The organism is Pristimantibacillus sp. PTI5 (assembly GCF_048572955.1).
GTDB lineage: Bacteria > Bacillota > Bacilli > Paenibacillales > Paenibacillaceae > Pristimantibacillus.
Genome location: NZ_CP183886.1, coordinates 1,028,189 through 1,042,304 on the forward strand (window position 1 = coordinate 1,028,189; position 14,116 = coordinate 1,042,304).

At 46.6% G+C, this 14,116-nt stretch carries 14 protein-coding genes; 4 read left to right on the plus strand and 10 right to left on the minus strand.

What is annotated here, in order from left to right:
- Nucleotides 1-137: 137 nt before the first annotated feature.
- Entirely contained in the window at nt 138-488 is a 351-nt protein-coding gene (locus tag ACN6MW_RS04840; protein ID WP_364146981.1) for a hypothetical protein, read from the plus strand.
- Nucleotides 489-608: 120 nt separating this feature from the next.
- Here ACN6MW_RS04840 and ACN6MW_RS04845 read toward each other — a convergent pair whose 3' ends face one another.
- The 4 genes from ACN6MW_RS04845 to ACN6MW_RS04860 all read right to left on the minus strand — a co-directional run bounded on the left by ACN6MW_RS04845 (nt 609) and on the right by ACN6MW_RS04860 (nt 4,950).
- Nucleotides 609-1,196 carry an NAD(P)H-dependent oxidoreductase gene (locus ACN6MW_RS04845; protein ID WP_419874447.1) on the minus strand — a complete coding sequence of 196 codons (588 nt, stop codon included), beginning with the start codon at nt 1,194-1,196 and terminating at the stop codon, nt 609-611.
- Nucleotides 1,197-1,283: 87 nt separating this feature from the next.
- Complete coding sequence (locus ACN6MW_RS04850; protein WP_419874448.1) at nt 1,284-2,405, minus strand: Ger(x)C family spore germination protein; 1,122 nt, start codon at nt 2,403-2,405, stop codon at nt 1,284-1,286.
- On the minus strand, nt 2,402-3,478 hold the full coding sequence (locus ACN6MW_RS04855) for a GerAB/ArcD/ProY family transporter (RefSeq protein WP_419874449.1): 1,077 nt from the start codon (nt 3,476-3,478) through the stop codon (nt 2,402-2,404). The genes ACN6MW_RS04850 and ACN6MW_RS04855 overlap by 4 nt, the downstream gene beginning before the upstream one ends.
- Nucleotides 3,479-3,495: 17 nt before the next feature.
- On the minus strand, nt 3,496-4,950 hold the full coding sequence (locus ACN6MW_RS04860; RefSeq protein ID WP_419874450.1) for a spore germination protein: 1,455 nt from the start codon (nt 4,948-4,950) through the stop codon (nt 3,496-3,498).
- A gap of 174 nt (nt 4,951-5,124) precedes the next feature.
- Here ACN6MW_RS04860 and ACN6MW_RS04865 point away from each other — a divergent pair, with 174 nt between their 5' ends.
- Together ACN6MW_RS04865 and ACN6MW_RS04870 are read left to right on the plus strand one after the other, a co-directional pair.
- Nucleotides 5,125-5,889, plus strand: a complete 765-nt coding sequence (locus ACN6MW_RS04865; protein ID WP_419874451.1) for a VCBS repeat-containing protein — start codon at nt 5,125-5,127, stop codon at nt 5,887-5,889.
- A gap of 98 nt (nt 5,890-5,987) precedes the next feature.
- The gene (locus ACN6MW_RS04870; protein WP_419874452.1) at nt 5,988-6,371 is read left to right on the plus strand and encodes a hypothetical protein; all 384 of its coding nucleotides are present in this window, start codon (nt 5,988-5,990) and stop codon (nt 6,369-6,371) included.
- A gap of 71 nt (nt 6,372-6,442) precedes the next feature.
- On the opposite strand, the gene ACN6MW_RS04875 is transcribed toward ACN6MW_RS04870, so the two are convergent.
- From ACN6MW_RS04875 to erpA, 6 genes are all read right to left on the minus strand, one after another.
- On the minus strand, nt 6,443-8,386 hold the full coding sequence (locus ACN6MW_RS04875) for an FtsX-like permease family protein (RefSeq protein WP_419874453.1): 1,944 nt from the start codon (nt 8,384-8,386) through the stop codon (nt 6,443-6,445).
- Complete coding sequence (locus ACN6MW_RS04880; protein WP_364146964.1) at nt 8,361-9,137, minus strand: ABC transporter ATP-binding protein; 777 nt, start codon at nt 9,135-9,137, stop codon at nt 8,361-8,363. Before ACN6MW_RS04880 ends, ACN6MW_RS04875 begins: the two co-directional genes overlap by 26 nt.
- 120 nt (nt 9,138-9,257) lie before the next feature.
- Nucleotides 9,258-10,358 (minus strand): sensor histidine kinase, encoded by a 1,101-nt coding sequence (locus ACN6MW_RS04885; RefSeq protein ID WP_419874454.1) that lies wholly within the window; start codon nt 10,356-10,358, stop codon nt 9,258-9,260.
- Nucleotides 10,355-11,086: a response regulator transcription factor gene (locus ACN6MW_RS04890; protein WP_419874455.1), complete on the minus strand. Its 732-nt coding sequence runs from the start codon at nt 11,084-11,086 to the stop codon at nt 10,355-10,357. The genes ACN6MW_RS04885 and ACN6MW_RS04890 overlap by 4 nt, the downstream gene beginning before the upstream one ends.
- 822 nt (nt 11,087-11,908) lie before the next feature.
- Nucleotides 11,909-12,214 carry a hypothetical protein gene (locus ACN6MW_RS04895; RefSeq protein WP_419874456.1) on the minus strand — a complete coding sequence of 102 codons (306 nt, stop codon included), beginning with the start codon at nt 12,212-12,214 and terminating at the stop codon, nt 11,909-11,911.
- Between the two features lie 132 nt (nt 12,215-12,346).
- Nucleotides 12,347-12,709 (minus strand): iron-sulfur cluster insertion protein ErpA, encoded by a 363-nt coding sequence (gene erpA / locus ACN6MW_RS04900; protein ID WP_364146954.1) that lies wholly within the window; start codon nt 12,707-12,709, stop codon nt 12,347-12,349.
- 245 nt (nt 12,710-12,954) lie between these two features.
- Here erpA and mqnE point away from each other — a divergent pair, with 245 nt between their 5' ends.
- Complete coding sequence (gene mqnE, locus ACN6MW_RS04905) at nt 12,955-14,058, plus strand: aminofutalosine synthase MqnE (RefSeq protein WP_419874457.1); 1,104 nt, start codon at nt 12,955-12,957, stop codon at nt 14,056-14,058.
- Nucleotides 14,059-14,116: the final 58 nt, after the last annotated feature.

Below are 14,116 nucleotides of genomic sequence, written 5' to 3' on the forward strand. Positions count from 1 at the left end.
TCCATTATAGGAAAAAAGGGCAGACAAGTATTTACGAAAAAAGGCTATTTTATTTAAAATTCAGCACTACGCCGATGTTTCACCGGCTCCGAACTTGTTTTATTACTTAGTAAAGATGATCTAGAGGAGTGAGGGCCATGACACAGAAAAAATTATACTATGTATCCATTTCCGGAAAGCGGATCGAGCCAGAGCCGTCTATAAATGACCAGCTGACTGTGGTTGGTACGGATGATGAGATGAATGCCCTTCAGCAGCAGCTGGACCAAATTCAGCGGGATGACGAGATCACGCAATTCCGGGCTCCGATTCCCTACAAATCCTCGGACCATGACAAAGCGACGGATAAATTTAACGAGGACTTGATTAAGGTTTATCACGCCATCTATGAACTGGGCACGGATGAAACCCGGGCCCATATCCGTCAGATGAACATCTTGGGCAAGCTGCAGGATACCGATTACAATTATCCCGGCTATGAGCGCTAAAAGCACTCGTTACATCATAAGAAGGTGCGCAAGAAGGTCTTCCGACCTTTTGGCGCACCTTTTTTTTGCAGCTGTAATGGCTGGAACATGTCATGCGGAATGAGGTTTAAGTCCCGCTTTCTATTCAAACAAGCTCATCGCTTTTCCTTTGACTTCCTCCAGCATCTGCTTGCGGGCGTCATCGCCGATCTGCGTCACGCTGCCGAAGAATATATGCCCCACCGGCTCGATGCCGCAAAATTCATAAATACCGGTGTCCGACGTTATTTTCAGCCCATCGTACATGCCGGTCTTGCTATAGATCTCCGAGGGTGTTCCATGCGTATTGATAATAAGTCCTTTTTTACCGGTTAGAAGCTTATTTATTTCCCCATTCTCCCCGTATACATAGGCGAAGCCGTAGGAAAATACGCGGTCGATATAACCTTTAATCAGTGCAGGCAGGCCTGTCCACCAAATCGGGTACACCATCGTAAAGGCATCCGCCCACTTCACATGCTCCTGCTCCGTTTTGATATCCGTTGGAATATTGCCAGCGCGCAAAGCCTCGAAATCACTTGCTTTGAGCACGGGATCAAAGCGCATCGCATACAAATCCCTAACGATAACCTCATGCCCTTGACCCTTGAGCGATCCGATAAACGCATCGACAATCGCATTGTTAAAGCTGTCCGGATTCGGATGACAATAGATAATTAAATGCTTCATGAATAGCGACACCTCCGCAAATATGAGAATCGGTCGGCCTTAGTGTTGCCTAATCTCATCGCATTATGTAAGGCCGGCCTAGCCGGGTTATTTAAACTTGCCAAAATCTTTAATGACCACCTTTGCCGTACAGCGTACATCTAGATTGGAATACGCCTCATCCCAATCCAAAGCTTGCCACTCCTCATAGCTCAAGCTATTCCTGACATATTTGCCGATGCCAAGACTGTCGACTTTGTTTTTCTGCATCAGCTTAATCATCGCATCTGCTTCTTGCACGATATACTCTGAGATCAACTTCTCTACTTCTCGACGTTCTTTGTCTTTGCTAAGCTGATGCTCTCCCGAATATTCCAAAACAGCCCCCATGATTTCTAGCTGGATTTCAACGGCAAATGATTTATCCTTCATTCGTTTTACATGAACCTTGCGGTGACTATTGATTGAATTGAGCAGCAGGCGTTCTATCCTGTCTTTCGCCTTGCCTAAATCAATGCTGATTTCTCCTTTTCTGAAATTATGCCGCAGAAAGGCAAAAATAAGCGTTTTATCCGTTTCGATTTTGGTGATATATCTATCTTTTTTAAATAAGGCGATACCGTCCATTGTTATATTTTTGGCGCTTTCTTTAACAATCGGTGCGACCGGGTCTATTCCGTCATCGAAATAATCCCTTGTGAAATCGTAGATCGTGACAACCGGAATTTGGTTGGATGCCGCTTCCTTTTCCAGCATTCTGTCTATATATTGGCTGGTACGGGGGTGCTGCGGGTAATTTTTCACAAGTAAATCATGCGCGAGTCCGTTAACGACTACGACCTTCACATTCTGAGAAAGAGAAGGATCCCGAATTAAATTATCAATATGCTCCCATATCCCGCTCTTTGCCAGCTTGATGCCGTATAAAGTATCCCGTAATTGTCCACTTACAAGGGATAGCTCGGTTTGCTCTGAAAATTTAATCTTAGCTTCCTTGCCTGAGTGTGCTAAAACCGATAACGTTTCTCTGCGCATCTTCCCTTCGGGATCGGCCTTGGGAATATCAACGCTGACTAACATTTCATCTTCCCCCGTTTTGTCCTCCTTCCGGAGCAGGTCATAGCCAGCTGTTTGTATAAAACCTTGCTTCTCCAGTATCCGTTGATCGTTGCATCCGAGCAGAATCAGAAAGCACCATACGGCAATCACGAGCTGCAATATCTTCCTCAAGATGATCGGGCTCCTTTAAAAGCAAGTAGAATGAAAATAAGCAGAATAGGCAGGCCAAACGCAACCACCAGCTCCACCATGCCTAAAAATTGCAGCCACTGTCCTACTTCCGTTAATGAATCCGGAATCCATGCAATGATAAATCCGATTGCAATAATGAGGAAGGTGATAAGCTTTATATTCATTTTTGGCAGCATTCGGCTGACGGTCAATTGTGCCGACCAGGTATACAGCGCCACGGTAATGACCGTCGTAAATAGGAAAAAGCTGTATAACAAATTTTCGATTCGCTCAATAAAGGGCAATTGAATGTAGGAGAGCAAATCAAGAAGCGGATACATCATATTTTTCAACTGACCGAGGCTGTAAAAACCGAAACAGATGAAACAAAAAACGACATAGACCAAGGTAACCAGTACATTGCCTGCGACAACCGCTTTTATAAACTTTTTGTCGGGTTCGGCATACGGAAACAGCAGCATGCTAAGCTCATATCCCAAAAAAGCGGTAAATACCATTAAGCCGCCTTCGATAAAATGGGTGTCTCCTTTAAAGATGAAAGGCGTCAGCCTTGCCCAATCAAAATCCTTAACAAAAAAGAACTGCAGCAGCACCATCCAAATCGTAATCCAGAAAAAGCTGGTTGCTGCTTTTGACATGTTGTAGATTCCCTTTATGACGAGGAGGAAGCATAGAATGTCGATAAGAAATTTCAAGAGCATCGGATGCGTCGTATTATAGGAAACGATCTGAAAAATAAAAACATAGTTTTTCACGACCATGCAGCCGGTAAGCATCCAAATGCCGATCAGAAACAAATACAGGGGAACAAGAATGAATCTCGGGAGGACGCTTTCCAAGATTTGAAAAATCGATTTCCCCTTTCCCATGCGGTACACCAGTGAAATAAGGTAAATGTTCACATTGACTAGGAGCGATATGATGAATAATCCGATCCATCCGTTATATCCGAAATTTTCGGCCAATAATTGTGGCAGGCTCATAATAACCACGCCGCTCTGGATCATAAAAATCAAGATTGCGGTATGAAAAGGATGCAATTTTTCCTTCAATGATCGGCCACTTCCCTTTATTGCTTCATTTTATTTCTTGCTTGGTTTGGCGATTTGGATTGGCTCGGCCTATTGAAGAGCATCCAGAATGGAGCTCTTATAAAGGTATCGCGCCAATCAGAGGTTTTATTGGGAGCAATAGGCGTCAAATACGAGCTATTTAGACTGGTTAATCCGGATAAATGGATAACCATTAGAGCAACTCCTATCACTAACCCGAAATTTCCCAATAAACCCGCGAGCAAAATAAGCCCGAATCGAGCCAGACGGATCGATGCGCTCATCATGTAACTTGGAATTACAAAGGACGCAATAGCAGACGATGCTACCGCAATAATTAAAATATTGCTGGTAAGCCCCGCTTGAACGGCAGCTTGCCCGATTACGATACCGCCGACGATACCGATCGTTTGGCCGATTTTGGAGGGAAGCCGTGCTCCCGCTTCCCTTAACAGCTCAATCGTCACTTCCAGCAATAAAGCTTCATAAATCGGTGGAAAAGGAACCCTGCTACGTGATTCGGTCAGGGTGAGCAATAAATCCTCCGGGACCATCTCATAGTGGAAGGTAGTGACGGAAACATATAAAGCCGTAAAAGAAATGGTGATGATAAAGGCGGCAAACCGAAGCAGCCTCGTTGCTGTGCCGAGAGCCCATCTCTGATAATAGTCATCCGGCGAAGCGAAAAATTCAAAGAAGGACGCCGGCGCCGAAATGACGGAAGGGCTGCCGTCTACAATCGCTAAGACTCTCCCTGCGACCAGCTTAGAAACAGCGGAATCTGCTCTTTCAGTCGTCGGAAACTGCGGAAAGATCGAATTGGGGGCGTCGTCGATGTATTGCACGAGCATCGTACCGTCATGAATCGCATCCACTTCAATGATTTCGATCCGTTTCACGAGTTCTCTTACATAATCCATATTGGCAAGACCGTCAATATAGAGAACATAGACATGGGTTTTCGTTACTTCGCCTACCTCGCATTTCAATACTTTCAAGCGGGGACTCTTAACCCGCCGTCTAATGAGAGAAAGGTTTAAGGCCGCTGCTTCTACGAAAGAATCATGCGGCCCCGTAATGACAACCTCGTTTTCCGATTCTTGAATGGGGCGGGAATCAGGCTTGTACACATTTATGGCATAGCATTTTTCTTGATGGAATATGGCTACCGAGCCGTTTAGTATGCTGTTGATCAAAGTATCGGAATCGGTCATTTCAATAAATTGGGAATGCTTTAACAGCTGCGTTACTTCATTCTCCTTCACATTTGCGAAAGGAATGACAATTTCACGCGAAAACTCTTCAGTCCCCATTAAATGACCGAAATACACCATTTTCACTTGAAGATCCGGTATCGTTCGACAGATGATGTCTGCACAATCTTTAAACTCGTCTAACGTATGCTCAAATGAAGGTTTTTCGCTTGGACGCTGCAAATCTTCCTGTGTTTTGGATTCATCCTTATGACTCATTTCATTCCTCGCTTATCATTCGCTGTTATCTATTCAATGTGGTCATATTTATCGAAAATATACGCCGCTTAGCATCTTCTGCGTCTCTGAATTAGGCATCCGCACAATCCAAAACCCATTCGCCCGCATAGGTATAGACAGGAGAACTGTATATTTTTGCTTGGAGGAATGGTCATGCATTCATCTTTCCATACACGCCGATTACAACAGAATGGCTTATCACGCGATGAATATTTGCTTGATATGAAGCAAGGCGATATAAACGGAGACGGCATTCCCGATCAGGTTTACTTAATAGGGCATAAACCGGATGGCCCATCCGGCATTTTTGCCGATCAGATTAAGCTTGTCATACAGGATGGCTATTCCCAGAAACGCTACGTCGTAGCCTTGCAAAATAATGCCGGGTACAACGCCTCGGTGCTGCTTGGCGATTTCGATCAGAATAAAATACCGGATATTCTCGTGGGCATTGATTCCGGGGGAAGCGGCGGATATGGGACCTTTTATATTTACTCTTTTGCGGGCAGCACGCTGCGCAAACGTTTTGATTCCGAAAGCTATAATCAAGAGTACAAGTTTCGAGTCAACTATGAAGACCATTATAAAGTAGCCGTATCAAGCGCCACGCTTGATGTGCTGTTCCTGATTGATATCAGCGGTAAAGGCAGCAGCTACTTAAATGAATTTTACGACGACAACGGAAAATTAAAAAAGCCCGTTCAGGGCGAGGTGCTTGCGATTGCGGCTTTGAATCCGATTGTGACGAATGAAAATCGCATTTCCTTTGATTTGCTTGCCCTCCAGCGCATTATCGGTCCAACGAATGCCGATACGTTAGGGTATGTGGAGAATCTGTTGAGCTGGGAAATAAGCTCCTTTACCTCCTCCAGGCTGACCGTTGCCATTCTTGGCACGAAGCTCATCTCCCATTTCTAACCCGTTTGGCGTGATGGCGCGAATAGTCAAATGGCCCAATCCTTGTAAGTCCCTTTTGCATACAATGCTCTAGCCCAATTGATTAGGAGTGATCATGCATGTCATTTATGCCTCCTCCCGGCCCGCCTCCGGGACCGTTTGGACCGCTTGGACCGATCGGGCCGTTTGGCCCCCAAGGACCGCAAGGACCGCAAGGGCCTCAAGGCCCGCAAGGACAACAAGGCATGATGGGAGCGCCAACTGCGCCGCCCCCTCCGTTTACGCCGCAGCAGCCTTCACCATCCTTATTCGCCGTTGATCCTGGCGCTATTTCCCGTTGTTTGTTTAGAAATACCTATGTTTGGCTTCAAAATGGTCAAGGCTTTTGGTTTTTCCCTGTATTTGTAGGGCGTAATTCCGTCGCCGGCTTCCGTTGGTTCGGCAGATCCTGGATGTATATGGGGATCGATTTGCGTCAAATCAGCTCTTTTACTTGCAGCTAAATCCATCTTTCATAAAAAACGCAAACGGCATCCTCTCCATGAATGAGAGGATGCCGTTTTTTTTCAATCCATTATGCGCTTGCACCGCGAAGCATGCTCTTCATATAACTGCTGCATGCGACAAGGAAGTACAGGGTCTGCATGGCAATATAAATGCCAATGACAATGAAAGAATAGATCCAGTTAGAGGATTCCATCATATTATCGAGTGCCTTCATGGCAAACAAAGCGTGGGAAATACCGACGACGACGGGAACAAAAAAAACGATGCCGACCTGCGTAACCACGATTTTGCGAATCTCACCCTTTGTCATGCCGATTCGGGTCAGCGCTCTGAACTGTGCTTGATCCTCCTGCAGCTCGGTGAACAGCTTGAAATAAATCATGCTGCCGGAAGCGATAAAAAATAACAAGCTGATAAACATGCCAATGAACAGCGTTAATGAGACCGTTTCGTTCATTTGTTCCAAATTGCCTGCGCGCCTAAAATCGATTTGCCCTTGATGCTCCTCGGGTACCTGCTTGCTAAGCTTATCGGCAGTCGCCGCCGCATTCTCCCAATCGCTTAGCTCGTAACCGTACATCGTAAACAGCTGATCCTCAGGCACGCCCGATGTTAGCTCAATATAGGAGAAATCATCCATGACAAACGTGTAATAATTGCTCTGAAGCCAGTTCATGACTTTCGCATTGCTCACGCCGCTAATATCGAATTGCGCCGTTTTACCGTTGACGGTTCCTTTTACAACGCCGGACGGCTTTGTATCTTTTCTGAAGAATGGCGAAACCAGAATGACCTTGCCATTCTCAGGCTGTATGCTCGGTTGCCCGGTTGCATCGGCAAGCTTATTGTAATCGGCAGCCGATAGGATCAATGCATCCGACTCCGAATCGCGAAACTCCTCGTCTCCCCATTGGATGGCATAACGATTTATCAGCACGCCGGCAGCTTTTGCTTCTTTCGTTATCGTGAAGCCGTCCTCTGCGACAATGCGCTTAAGTTCGGCAGGATCGATGACGTCATGCGTATTTAAGCCCGTCTCGCTGTAGGCAAGAGTGAAAGGAGAGTTTTCGAGAATCCCCTTTTTCCCGCCGATCTGCAAAATATAGACGGTTCCTAAGGCGGTCATAATAATGGCGCTCAAAATCGATACGATAAAAAGAATCCGTGCATTGTCTCTTATTTTGTAGCCAAGCTGGGCGAAAACAATCATATTCGTGCGTTTGTAATATACCGAAGCCCGCTTCTGGATAAACCTTAACAGCAGTATGCTGAGCTGCGTAAAGAGAAAGTAAGTTCCGATTACGACAGTAACCAATATGGGCAGTGCCAATATAATAAACGTTCCGCCGTTCATGGCCAGGGCCATTCCGTACGCTGCCACTAAACAGAAAACAGCCACGGCAACCAGCCAGGGTGAAAACACGAGCTGTCCCTTTGGCTTGCGCGCCGCTTTCAGCAAATCGACAATTTCGGTACGGCCGATGCACAGCGCAGTCCAAATGGAAATAAGCATAAATAGGACAAAAAATCCGCCTGCGGTAAGTCCAATCGCTTTAACGGGCGCAGCGAAGGGAATGGTTTCTTCTAGTTTCAACAGCACGGTTAGAGCCATAAAAAACAGCTTGCTGAACAGCATCCCGAGTCCGATGCCTACGACGATAGCCATAAAGGCGATCGCGGCATTTTCGTAGATGACCAGCTTTCGCAGTTGAACTTTTGTCATGCCGAATAAGGAGAATAAACCAAACTCCTGCTGCCTCGTCTTCAGAAAGGCGGAATTGGAATACAGCACGAACAAGAAGGAGAAGATGACGATGATGTATTCGCAGAACACCATCCCGGTACGAATTTTTGATGCTGCCATAATATAACCGCTTATGACCTCGGGATGGTATAGAAATGCCGCATAAATATAAAAGATCATAACGGAAAACACGCTGCTCAGAAAAAATGCGCTGTATGACCGCCAGTTGCCCCGAATGTTACTAAGCGCGAGCGAACGGAACGTCATCGAAATTACCTCCCAGCACGCTGAGCGCATCTAAAATTTGTTGGAAAAACGCTTGCCTATTCGAACCGCGGCGGATTTCAGAGAAAAATTTCCCATCCTTGATAAAGACGATTCGCTGGCAATAACTCGCCGAGAAAGGATCATGCGTTACCATGAGCACGGTTGCCTTAAACCGCTCATTCATATCCTTAAGCGAATCCATGACATCCTTCGCCGATTTGGAATCCAGATTCCCTGTAAGCTCATCCGCTAGAACAAGCGACGGTTGATGAATAATGGCCCGCGCGATCGCAGCCCGCTGCTTCTGTCCGCCGGATACTTCATAGGTCCGTTTATTCAATATGGATGCGATTTGCAGCAGTTCGGCAAGAGGGGTTAGCTTCTGTTCAATTTGCTTCGGAGCCATACCCTCCAGAACGAGCGGCAAAATGATGTTTTCCTTTATCGATAACGTATCCAGCAGGTTAAAATCCTGAAAAACGAAACCAAGCTCGCGCCGGCGGAATAAAGCAAGCTTCTTATCGGTCAGCTTGCTTGGATTAACGCCGTTGATTTCGATCTCGCCGGAAGTCGGCCGGTCAATCGTTGACAACAAGTTCAGCAGCGTCGTTTTTCCGCTTCCTGACGGTCCCATTACGCCTACGAATTCTCCCGCTTCAACCTGCAATTCGATATCCTCAAGCGCTTTATAGGCAACGTTTCCTTTGCTGCTGTATATTTTGCCTAGCCCTTGTGCTCTTAGTACGCTCATTGCTTTGTTCCTCCCCAAATCTCTCTATAATGTGCTTCAATAGCCTTAGTATAGACGAGAAGGCTGCCGGGATCCCATCGATTTTCATTTCAATTATTTGCTATAAACCTTACAAAGTTGTCACCTAGCATCGCTCCCGCCTTCATGGCTGCCCAATAAATGGATGCCTCGCGGATTAAACGTTACCGTTAGCGCCGTGCTCTCCCCCAAGACGGAAGAAACAGAAAGACTGTGCCCCAACCGGTTACATACCTGCTTTGCCAAATAAAGCCCCATCCCCGTCGACTCTCCCGTTGTACGTCCGTTCTCCCCTGTGAAGAATGGATCAAAAATCCGAGGGAGCTCATGCGCAGCAATGCCGATCCCTTCATCCGATACGGTAAGCTTGCCTCCGCCATTTTCGAAGGCTTCCAGCGCAAAAACAATTTTTTTGGCGCTTGCTTTGCTTTTGCTGTATTTGATCGCGTTGCTGACAAACTGATTTAATACAAACGTCATCCACTTCTCGTCCGTTTCCACCCATGCCTCTCCGTCTATGCGCGGGAATATGGAATGCCGAATGCAAAGCTTCTTATGCGCGTTCACCACATTCCTTGCCAGCTCATGCAGCGCCGTTTGCTTCACGTGCAGGTCAATTTCAAACTTGTCCAGCCGCGCGGTGTAAAGCATCATTTCAAGCCCGCGCATCATCCGGTCCGTCTCTTCCTGCAAGCTCAGCGCAAGCAGCCGCTGCTCTTCCTGCGAGGATGCCTGCTTCTGCAGCGCTTCTTGCGCCAGCAGGTCGACGACAGACACCGGCGTTTTCATATGATGAACCCATTGGAGCACAAAATGATTGTGAAGCTCCTGCTGCCGACGATATTTACCGAGCTCATTCAAATAGGCGCGGTTCTGCTCCTCGAGCATTCTTGACACCAGCTTCTGCTCCTGCGTAACGGTCGCATTTATAATCGTCGTCGCCTGGAGCTCCTCAGACCGCTGGATGGCATCGAATAACTGCTTAAAATAAGCGCGCTGACGGACATAATCAACGGCCAGCCAAATCCCGAGAAAAAATAGGGCCAGTACCATAAAATAAAAAACCGTTCCCAGTTCGACCAGGCCCGGGTAACGCTCCCTCTCGAGAAGCAGCATGCTGACCGATAGCAATACAATCAATAATGCCATAACAATAAACAACAGCCGGTCACGCAAAAACAACGCCAGCGATAAGCCTCTCATCGGGACGCTTCCTCCTGAATCATTAGCTTATAGCCTTGACCACGTACGGTTTCTATCGCTTTGTGGAGGCCAAGCTCCTCCAGCTTTTTACGCAGCCTCGTCACGTTGACGGTAAGCGTGTTGTCATCGACGAATTGCACATCATCCCAAAGCGCTTCCAGCAATTGCTCCCGGGACACGACAACACCTGGCTGTTTAATTAAGCACTCGGCAAGCAGCTGTTCATTTTTCGTCAGCTCAACGCGCCGTCCGCTCCATTCCAGTTCGTTTCTGTTCAAAAAAAGGCGTAAGCCGCTTGCCGATAACTCGCCGGGCGGCACCGCTCCCGCGTCGGCTGCTGCCGCCGGGCCGGAAGAAGCATATTCCCCGTATGTTCTCCTAAGCACGCTCTTTACCTTCGCCATGAGCAAATCCAAATGGATCGGCTTCGTTATGTAATCATCGCCGCCGTTCTCGATCGCCATCACCTGATCCATCTCGCCTGCCCGGGCAGAGATGAAGATAATCGGAATGCTCGACCTGGCACGGATTTGCCTGCACCAATAATAACCGTCGAAATACGGCAAATTAATGTCCAGCAGCACCAAATGCGGTTCGATGGCTTCCAGCTCTGGCATAATATCGCGAAACTGCGTAACGGCAGCGGCCTCAAAGCCATATTTAATCATATTGTTTTTCAAAATAGCAGCAATCTTGTCATCGTCCTCCACGATAAAAATGCGATACATGGGGGTCCTCCTCATCCATGTCGTTTCTAACTATTATAGCGTACATTACAATCGTATCGCCTCATAGCTGTCAAAGGGACGAGTAAGGCAGCAGATCGCCATGCAGGCAATCCGTGGAATGAAAAAAGAGGAGCCCTTTTACAGGCCCCTCTTTCGACGGTGTTTGATCGTATGAGTCTCTTCGCATCTAACACTTCACATTGTTAAGATTACTTGGGCACCGCTCGTTTGCATTCCGGTTTAACGGATCACAGCAAGCGTGTGTGTTCGAGAATGCTCTACGACACAACCCCTCGCTTTCATAAAAGCTTAGTGATTAAATAAGTTCCTCCTGTAGCCCTAGCACCAAATGGTCCAACGGAACCACACCTCTCTTCACACCGTCAATACTATCATGCTCCAAATTCGCAAAGCCTATTCATTAAATTATTTTTTTCCGAAAAATAATTACGAGCATCACTTCGACATTTTGGCATGCCTCATTAACAGAAAAAAGGAGCCCTTTTACAGGCCCCTCTTTCGACGGTGTTTGATCGTTTGAGTCTCTTCACATCTAACACTTCACATAATTAAGATAACTTGGGCACCGCTTATTTGCATTCCGTTTTAATGGATCGCAGTAAGCGTGTGTGTTCAGAAGTGCTCTGCGGCACAACCCCTCGCTTTCATAAAAGCTTAGTGATTAAATAAGTTCCTCCTGTAGCCCTAGCACCAAATGGTCCAACGGAACCACACCTCTCTTCACACCGTCAATACTATCTTGCACCGATTTCGCAAAGCTTATTCAGGCTGCCGAATTTTTTTTTTTGTAAAGCAAACCGTTTACGAATGGAACATATAAACCATTTCTCCCGTGAAAAAAACAATAACAAAACCGATGACAAACATCATCTTGATTGTTGTCCCTCTGCTTCGCTTGAAGATGTCATTAGGTTCTGCTTTGCTTGTCCATGTTTTCTTTTCTTTCATTGCCGTGCTTGCCAAATGTCCGCAAGTACATCTGATCGGCGAATGAAACGTATAACCTTGCATCGTCAAGTTGTAGCTTCCTTTTTGAACCGTATGCTTCCTGCCGCAAGTCGTACAAGCTGCTTCAATAAAATGTCTATAATCATGAATGAATTTCATGTGCTGCTATCCCCCAAGATGATTGATCAATAGACGTGAAAACTTATCATTATTGGCTTGCATATGATCAAAAAAATCTTCCGGGATGCGAATGGAGCCATACGCATTCCGGAAGATACATTCAATTCATAATTAACACTCACCGGCAGCAGCCGGTTTGCCCGCATCGCTTGCCGTGCGGAATGAGGAACCGCACCCGCAGGTTGCGCTGGCATTCGGATTCTCGATCGTGAAGCCCCCGCCCATCGCGGATTCCTTAAAATCAATGACGAGCCCGTGCAAATATTTGATGCTGTCTTCGTCAACGACAACCTTCAGCCCTTCCATATCAAGAGCTTTGTCGCCTTCATGCTCCTCATCGTCGAAGCCCATGCCGTAGGAAAAGCCGCTGCAGCCGCCTTCCTTTACTCCGATACGCAGGAAGAGCTCGGGTCCGCCTTCTTCGGCGAGCATTTCTTTTATTTTGTCAGATGCTGTATCACTAATTGTGATCATGCTACATCCCTCCGTTTATCTATCTAATCGAATATGTTGCAACTCACTTACTTATTTGTAGTATACTCCAGTTTCTTCACTTGCTCAATAGCGGCATGCCTACTTGCGCGATTCCCTGTTTTTGGTATGCCACTTACTTTTCTTATTGATCCTGCTACGTATGAGGTTTATAATAGTTACAGCTTCTTTAATCGGAAAAGAAAGTTCTTTTTTTCACAATCTAAAGATATCGAGGTGGCCCGGCCATGAACGTCGTTATACCGACAGAAGATACACAAATGCAGCACATTATTGAAAAAGTGCGTCATGGACAGCGTTTAACATTTGAGGATGGCGTTTATTTATATCAATCAGATGATTTACTTACGATTGGACAGCTGGCTAATGAAGTCGCGATGCGCAAAAACGGCAAAAAGGTTTATTTTATCGAGAACATGAGCCTTTACTTCACGAACGTATGCGAAGCCCACTGCGCGTTCTGCAACTTCCGCAAGGATGAAGGCGACGAAGGCGCGTATACGCTTAGCGGTCAACAAATGATTGAGTACGTAGAGAAGCATTTCCACCCAGGCGTCCGCGAGTTCCATATCGTCGGAGGTCACAACACGAATGTTCCATTCCAATATTATGTAGATTCGCTTAAAGCGTTAAAAGATCGTTTTCCGGATGTAACGCTTAAAGCTTATACGGCCGCAGAAATCGATTTTTTCTCGCGTATTAGCGGCTTGTCCTACCGTGAAGTGCTTGAAGAGCTTATGAAAGCCGGCTTGCAGTCGCTTACTGGAGGCGGCGCCGAAATTCTATCCGATCATTACCGTAAAAAAATGCGCGTGGACAAAGCTGATGTTTCTCAATACTTGGAAGTGCATCGCACAGCGCATAACCTTGGTTTGCGTACGCATACTACGATGCTTTACGGTTCGATCGAAACCAAAGAGGATCGTATCCGCCACTTGATGCAAATACGCGAGCTACAGGATGAAACGAACGGATTCCTTGTTTTTATTCCGCTTTCGATGCAGCCGATTAATCCGAGAGCCGGCATACGCCGCCGCAACTCTGCATTTGAGGATCTGAAGACGATAGCCATCAGCCGTTTGATGCTAGATAACTTCCAGCATATTAAAGCCTACTTCATCAACATTGGCGTGCAGCTGACGCAGGTCGCCTTAACCATGGGCGCTTCGGACGCGCACGGCACAATCGTCAAGGAAAAAATCAGCCATGCTGCCGGCGCGCTTACGCCGGAAGGCATTACTCGCGAGGACTTGATTTGGTTAATTAAAGGCGCGGGCCGCATCCCGGTTGAACGCGATACCTTTTACAATGAAATTAAAGTTTATGAATGAGTAATCGGCAACACGGAAGCACAAAATAGAATATCATCAAGAGTCGTGGAGTTGGAAA

What these genes read in the sequence shown, in the direction of transcription:
- ACN6MW_RS04845 (WP_419874447.1), bottom strand. Translation starts at nt 1,196, where the DNA reads ATGAAGCATTTAATTATCTATTGTCATCCGAATCCGGACAGCTTTAAC.
- ACN6MW_RS04860 (WP_419874450.1), bottom strand. Translation starts at nt 4,950, where the DNA reads ATGAGTCATAAGGATGAATCCAAAACACAGGAAGATTTGCAGCGTCCA.
- ACN6MW_RS04870 (WP_419874452.1), top strand. Translation starts at nt 5,988, where the DNA reads ATGTCATTTATGCCTCCTCCCGGCCCGCCTCCGGGACCGTTTGGACCG.
- ACN6MW_RS04885 (WP_419874454.1), bottom strand. Translation starts at nt 10,358, where the DNA reads ATGAGAGGCTTATCGCTGGCGTTGTTTTTGCGTGACCGGCTGTTGTTT.
- ACN6MW_RS04865 (WP_419874451.1), top strand. Translation starts at nt 5,125, where the DNA reads ATGCATTCATCTTTCCATACACGCCGATTACAACAGAATGGCTTATCA.
- ACN6MW_RS04880 (WP_364146964.1), bottom strand. Translation starts at nt 9,137, where the DNA reads ATGAGCGTACTAAGAGCACAAGGGCTAGGCAAAATATACAGCAGCAAA.
- ACN6MW_RS04895 (WP_419874456.1), bottom strand. Translation starts at nt 12,214, where the DNA reads ATGAAATTCATTCATGATTATAGACATTTTATTGAAGCAGCTTGTACG.
- ACN6MW_RS04840 (WP_364146981.1), top strand. Translation starts at nt 138, where the DNA reads ATGACACAGAAAAAATTATACTATGTATCCATTTCCGGAAAGCGGATC.
- ACN6MW_RS04890 (WP_419874455.1), bottom strand. Translation starts at nt 11,086, where the DNA reads ATGTATCGCATTTTTATCGTGGAGGACGATGACAAGATTGCTGCTATT.
- erpA (WP_364146954.1), bottom strand. Translation starts at nt 12,709, where the DNA reads ATGATCACAATTAGTGATACAGCATCTGACAAAATAAAAGAAATGCTC.
- ACN6MW_RS04875 (WP_419874453.1), bottom strand. Translation starts at nt 8,386, where the DNA reads ATGACGTTCCGTTCGCTCGCGCTTAGTAACATTCGGGGCAACTGGCGG.
- mqnE (WP_419874457.1), top strand. Translation starts at nt 12,955, where the DNA reads ATGAACGTCGTTATACCGACAGAAGATACACAAATGCAGCACATTATT.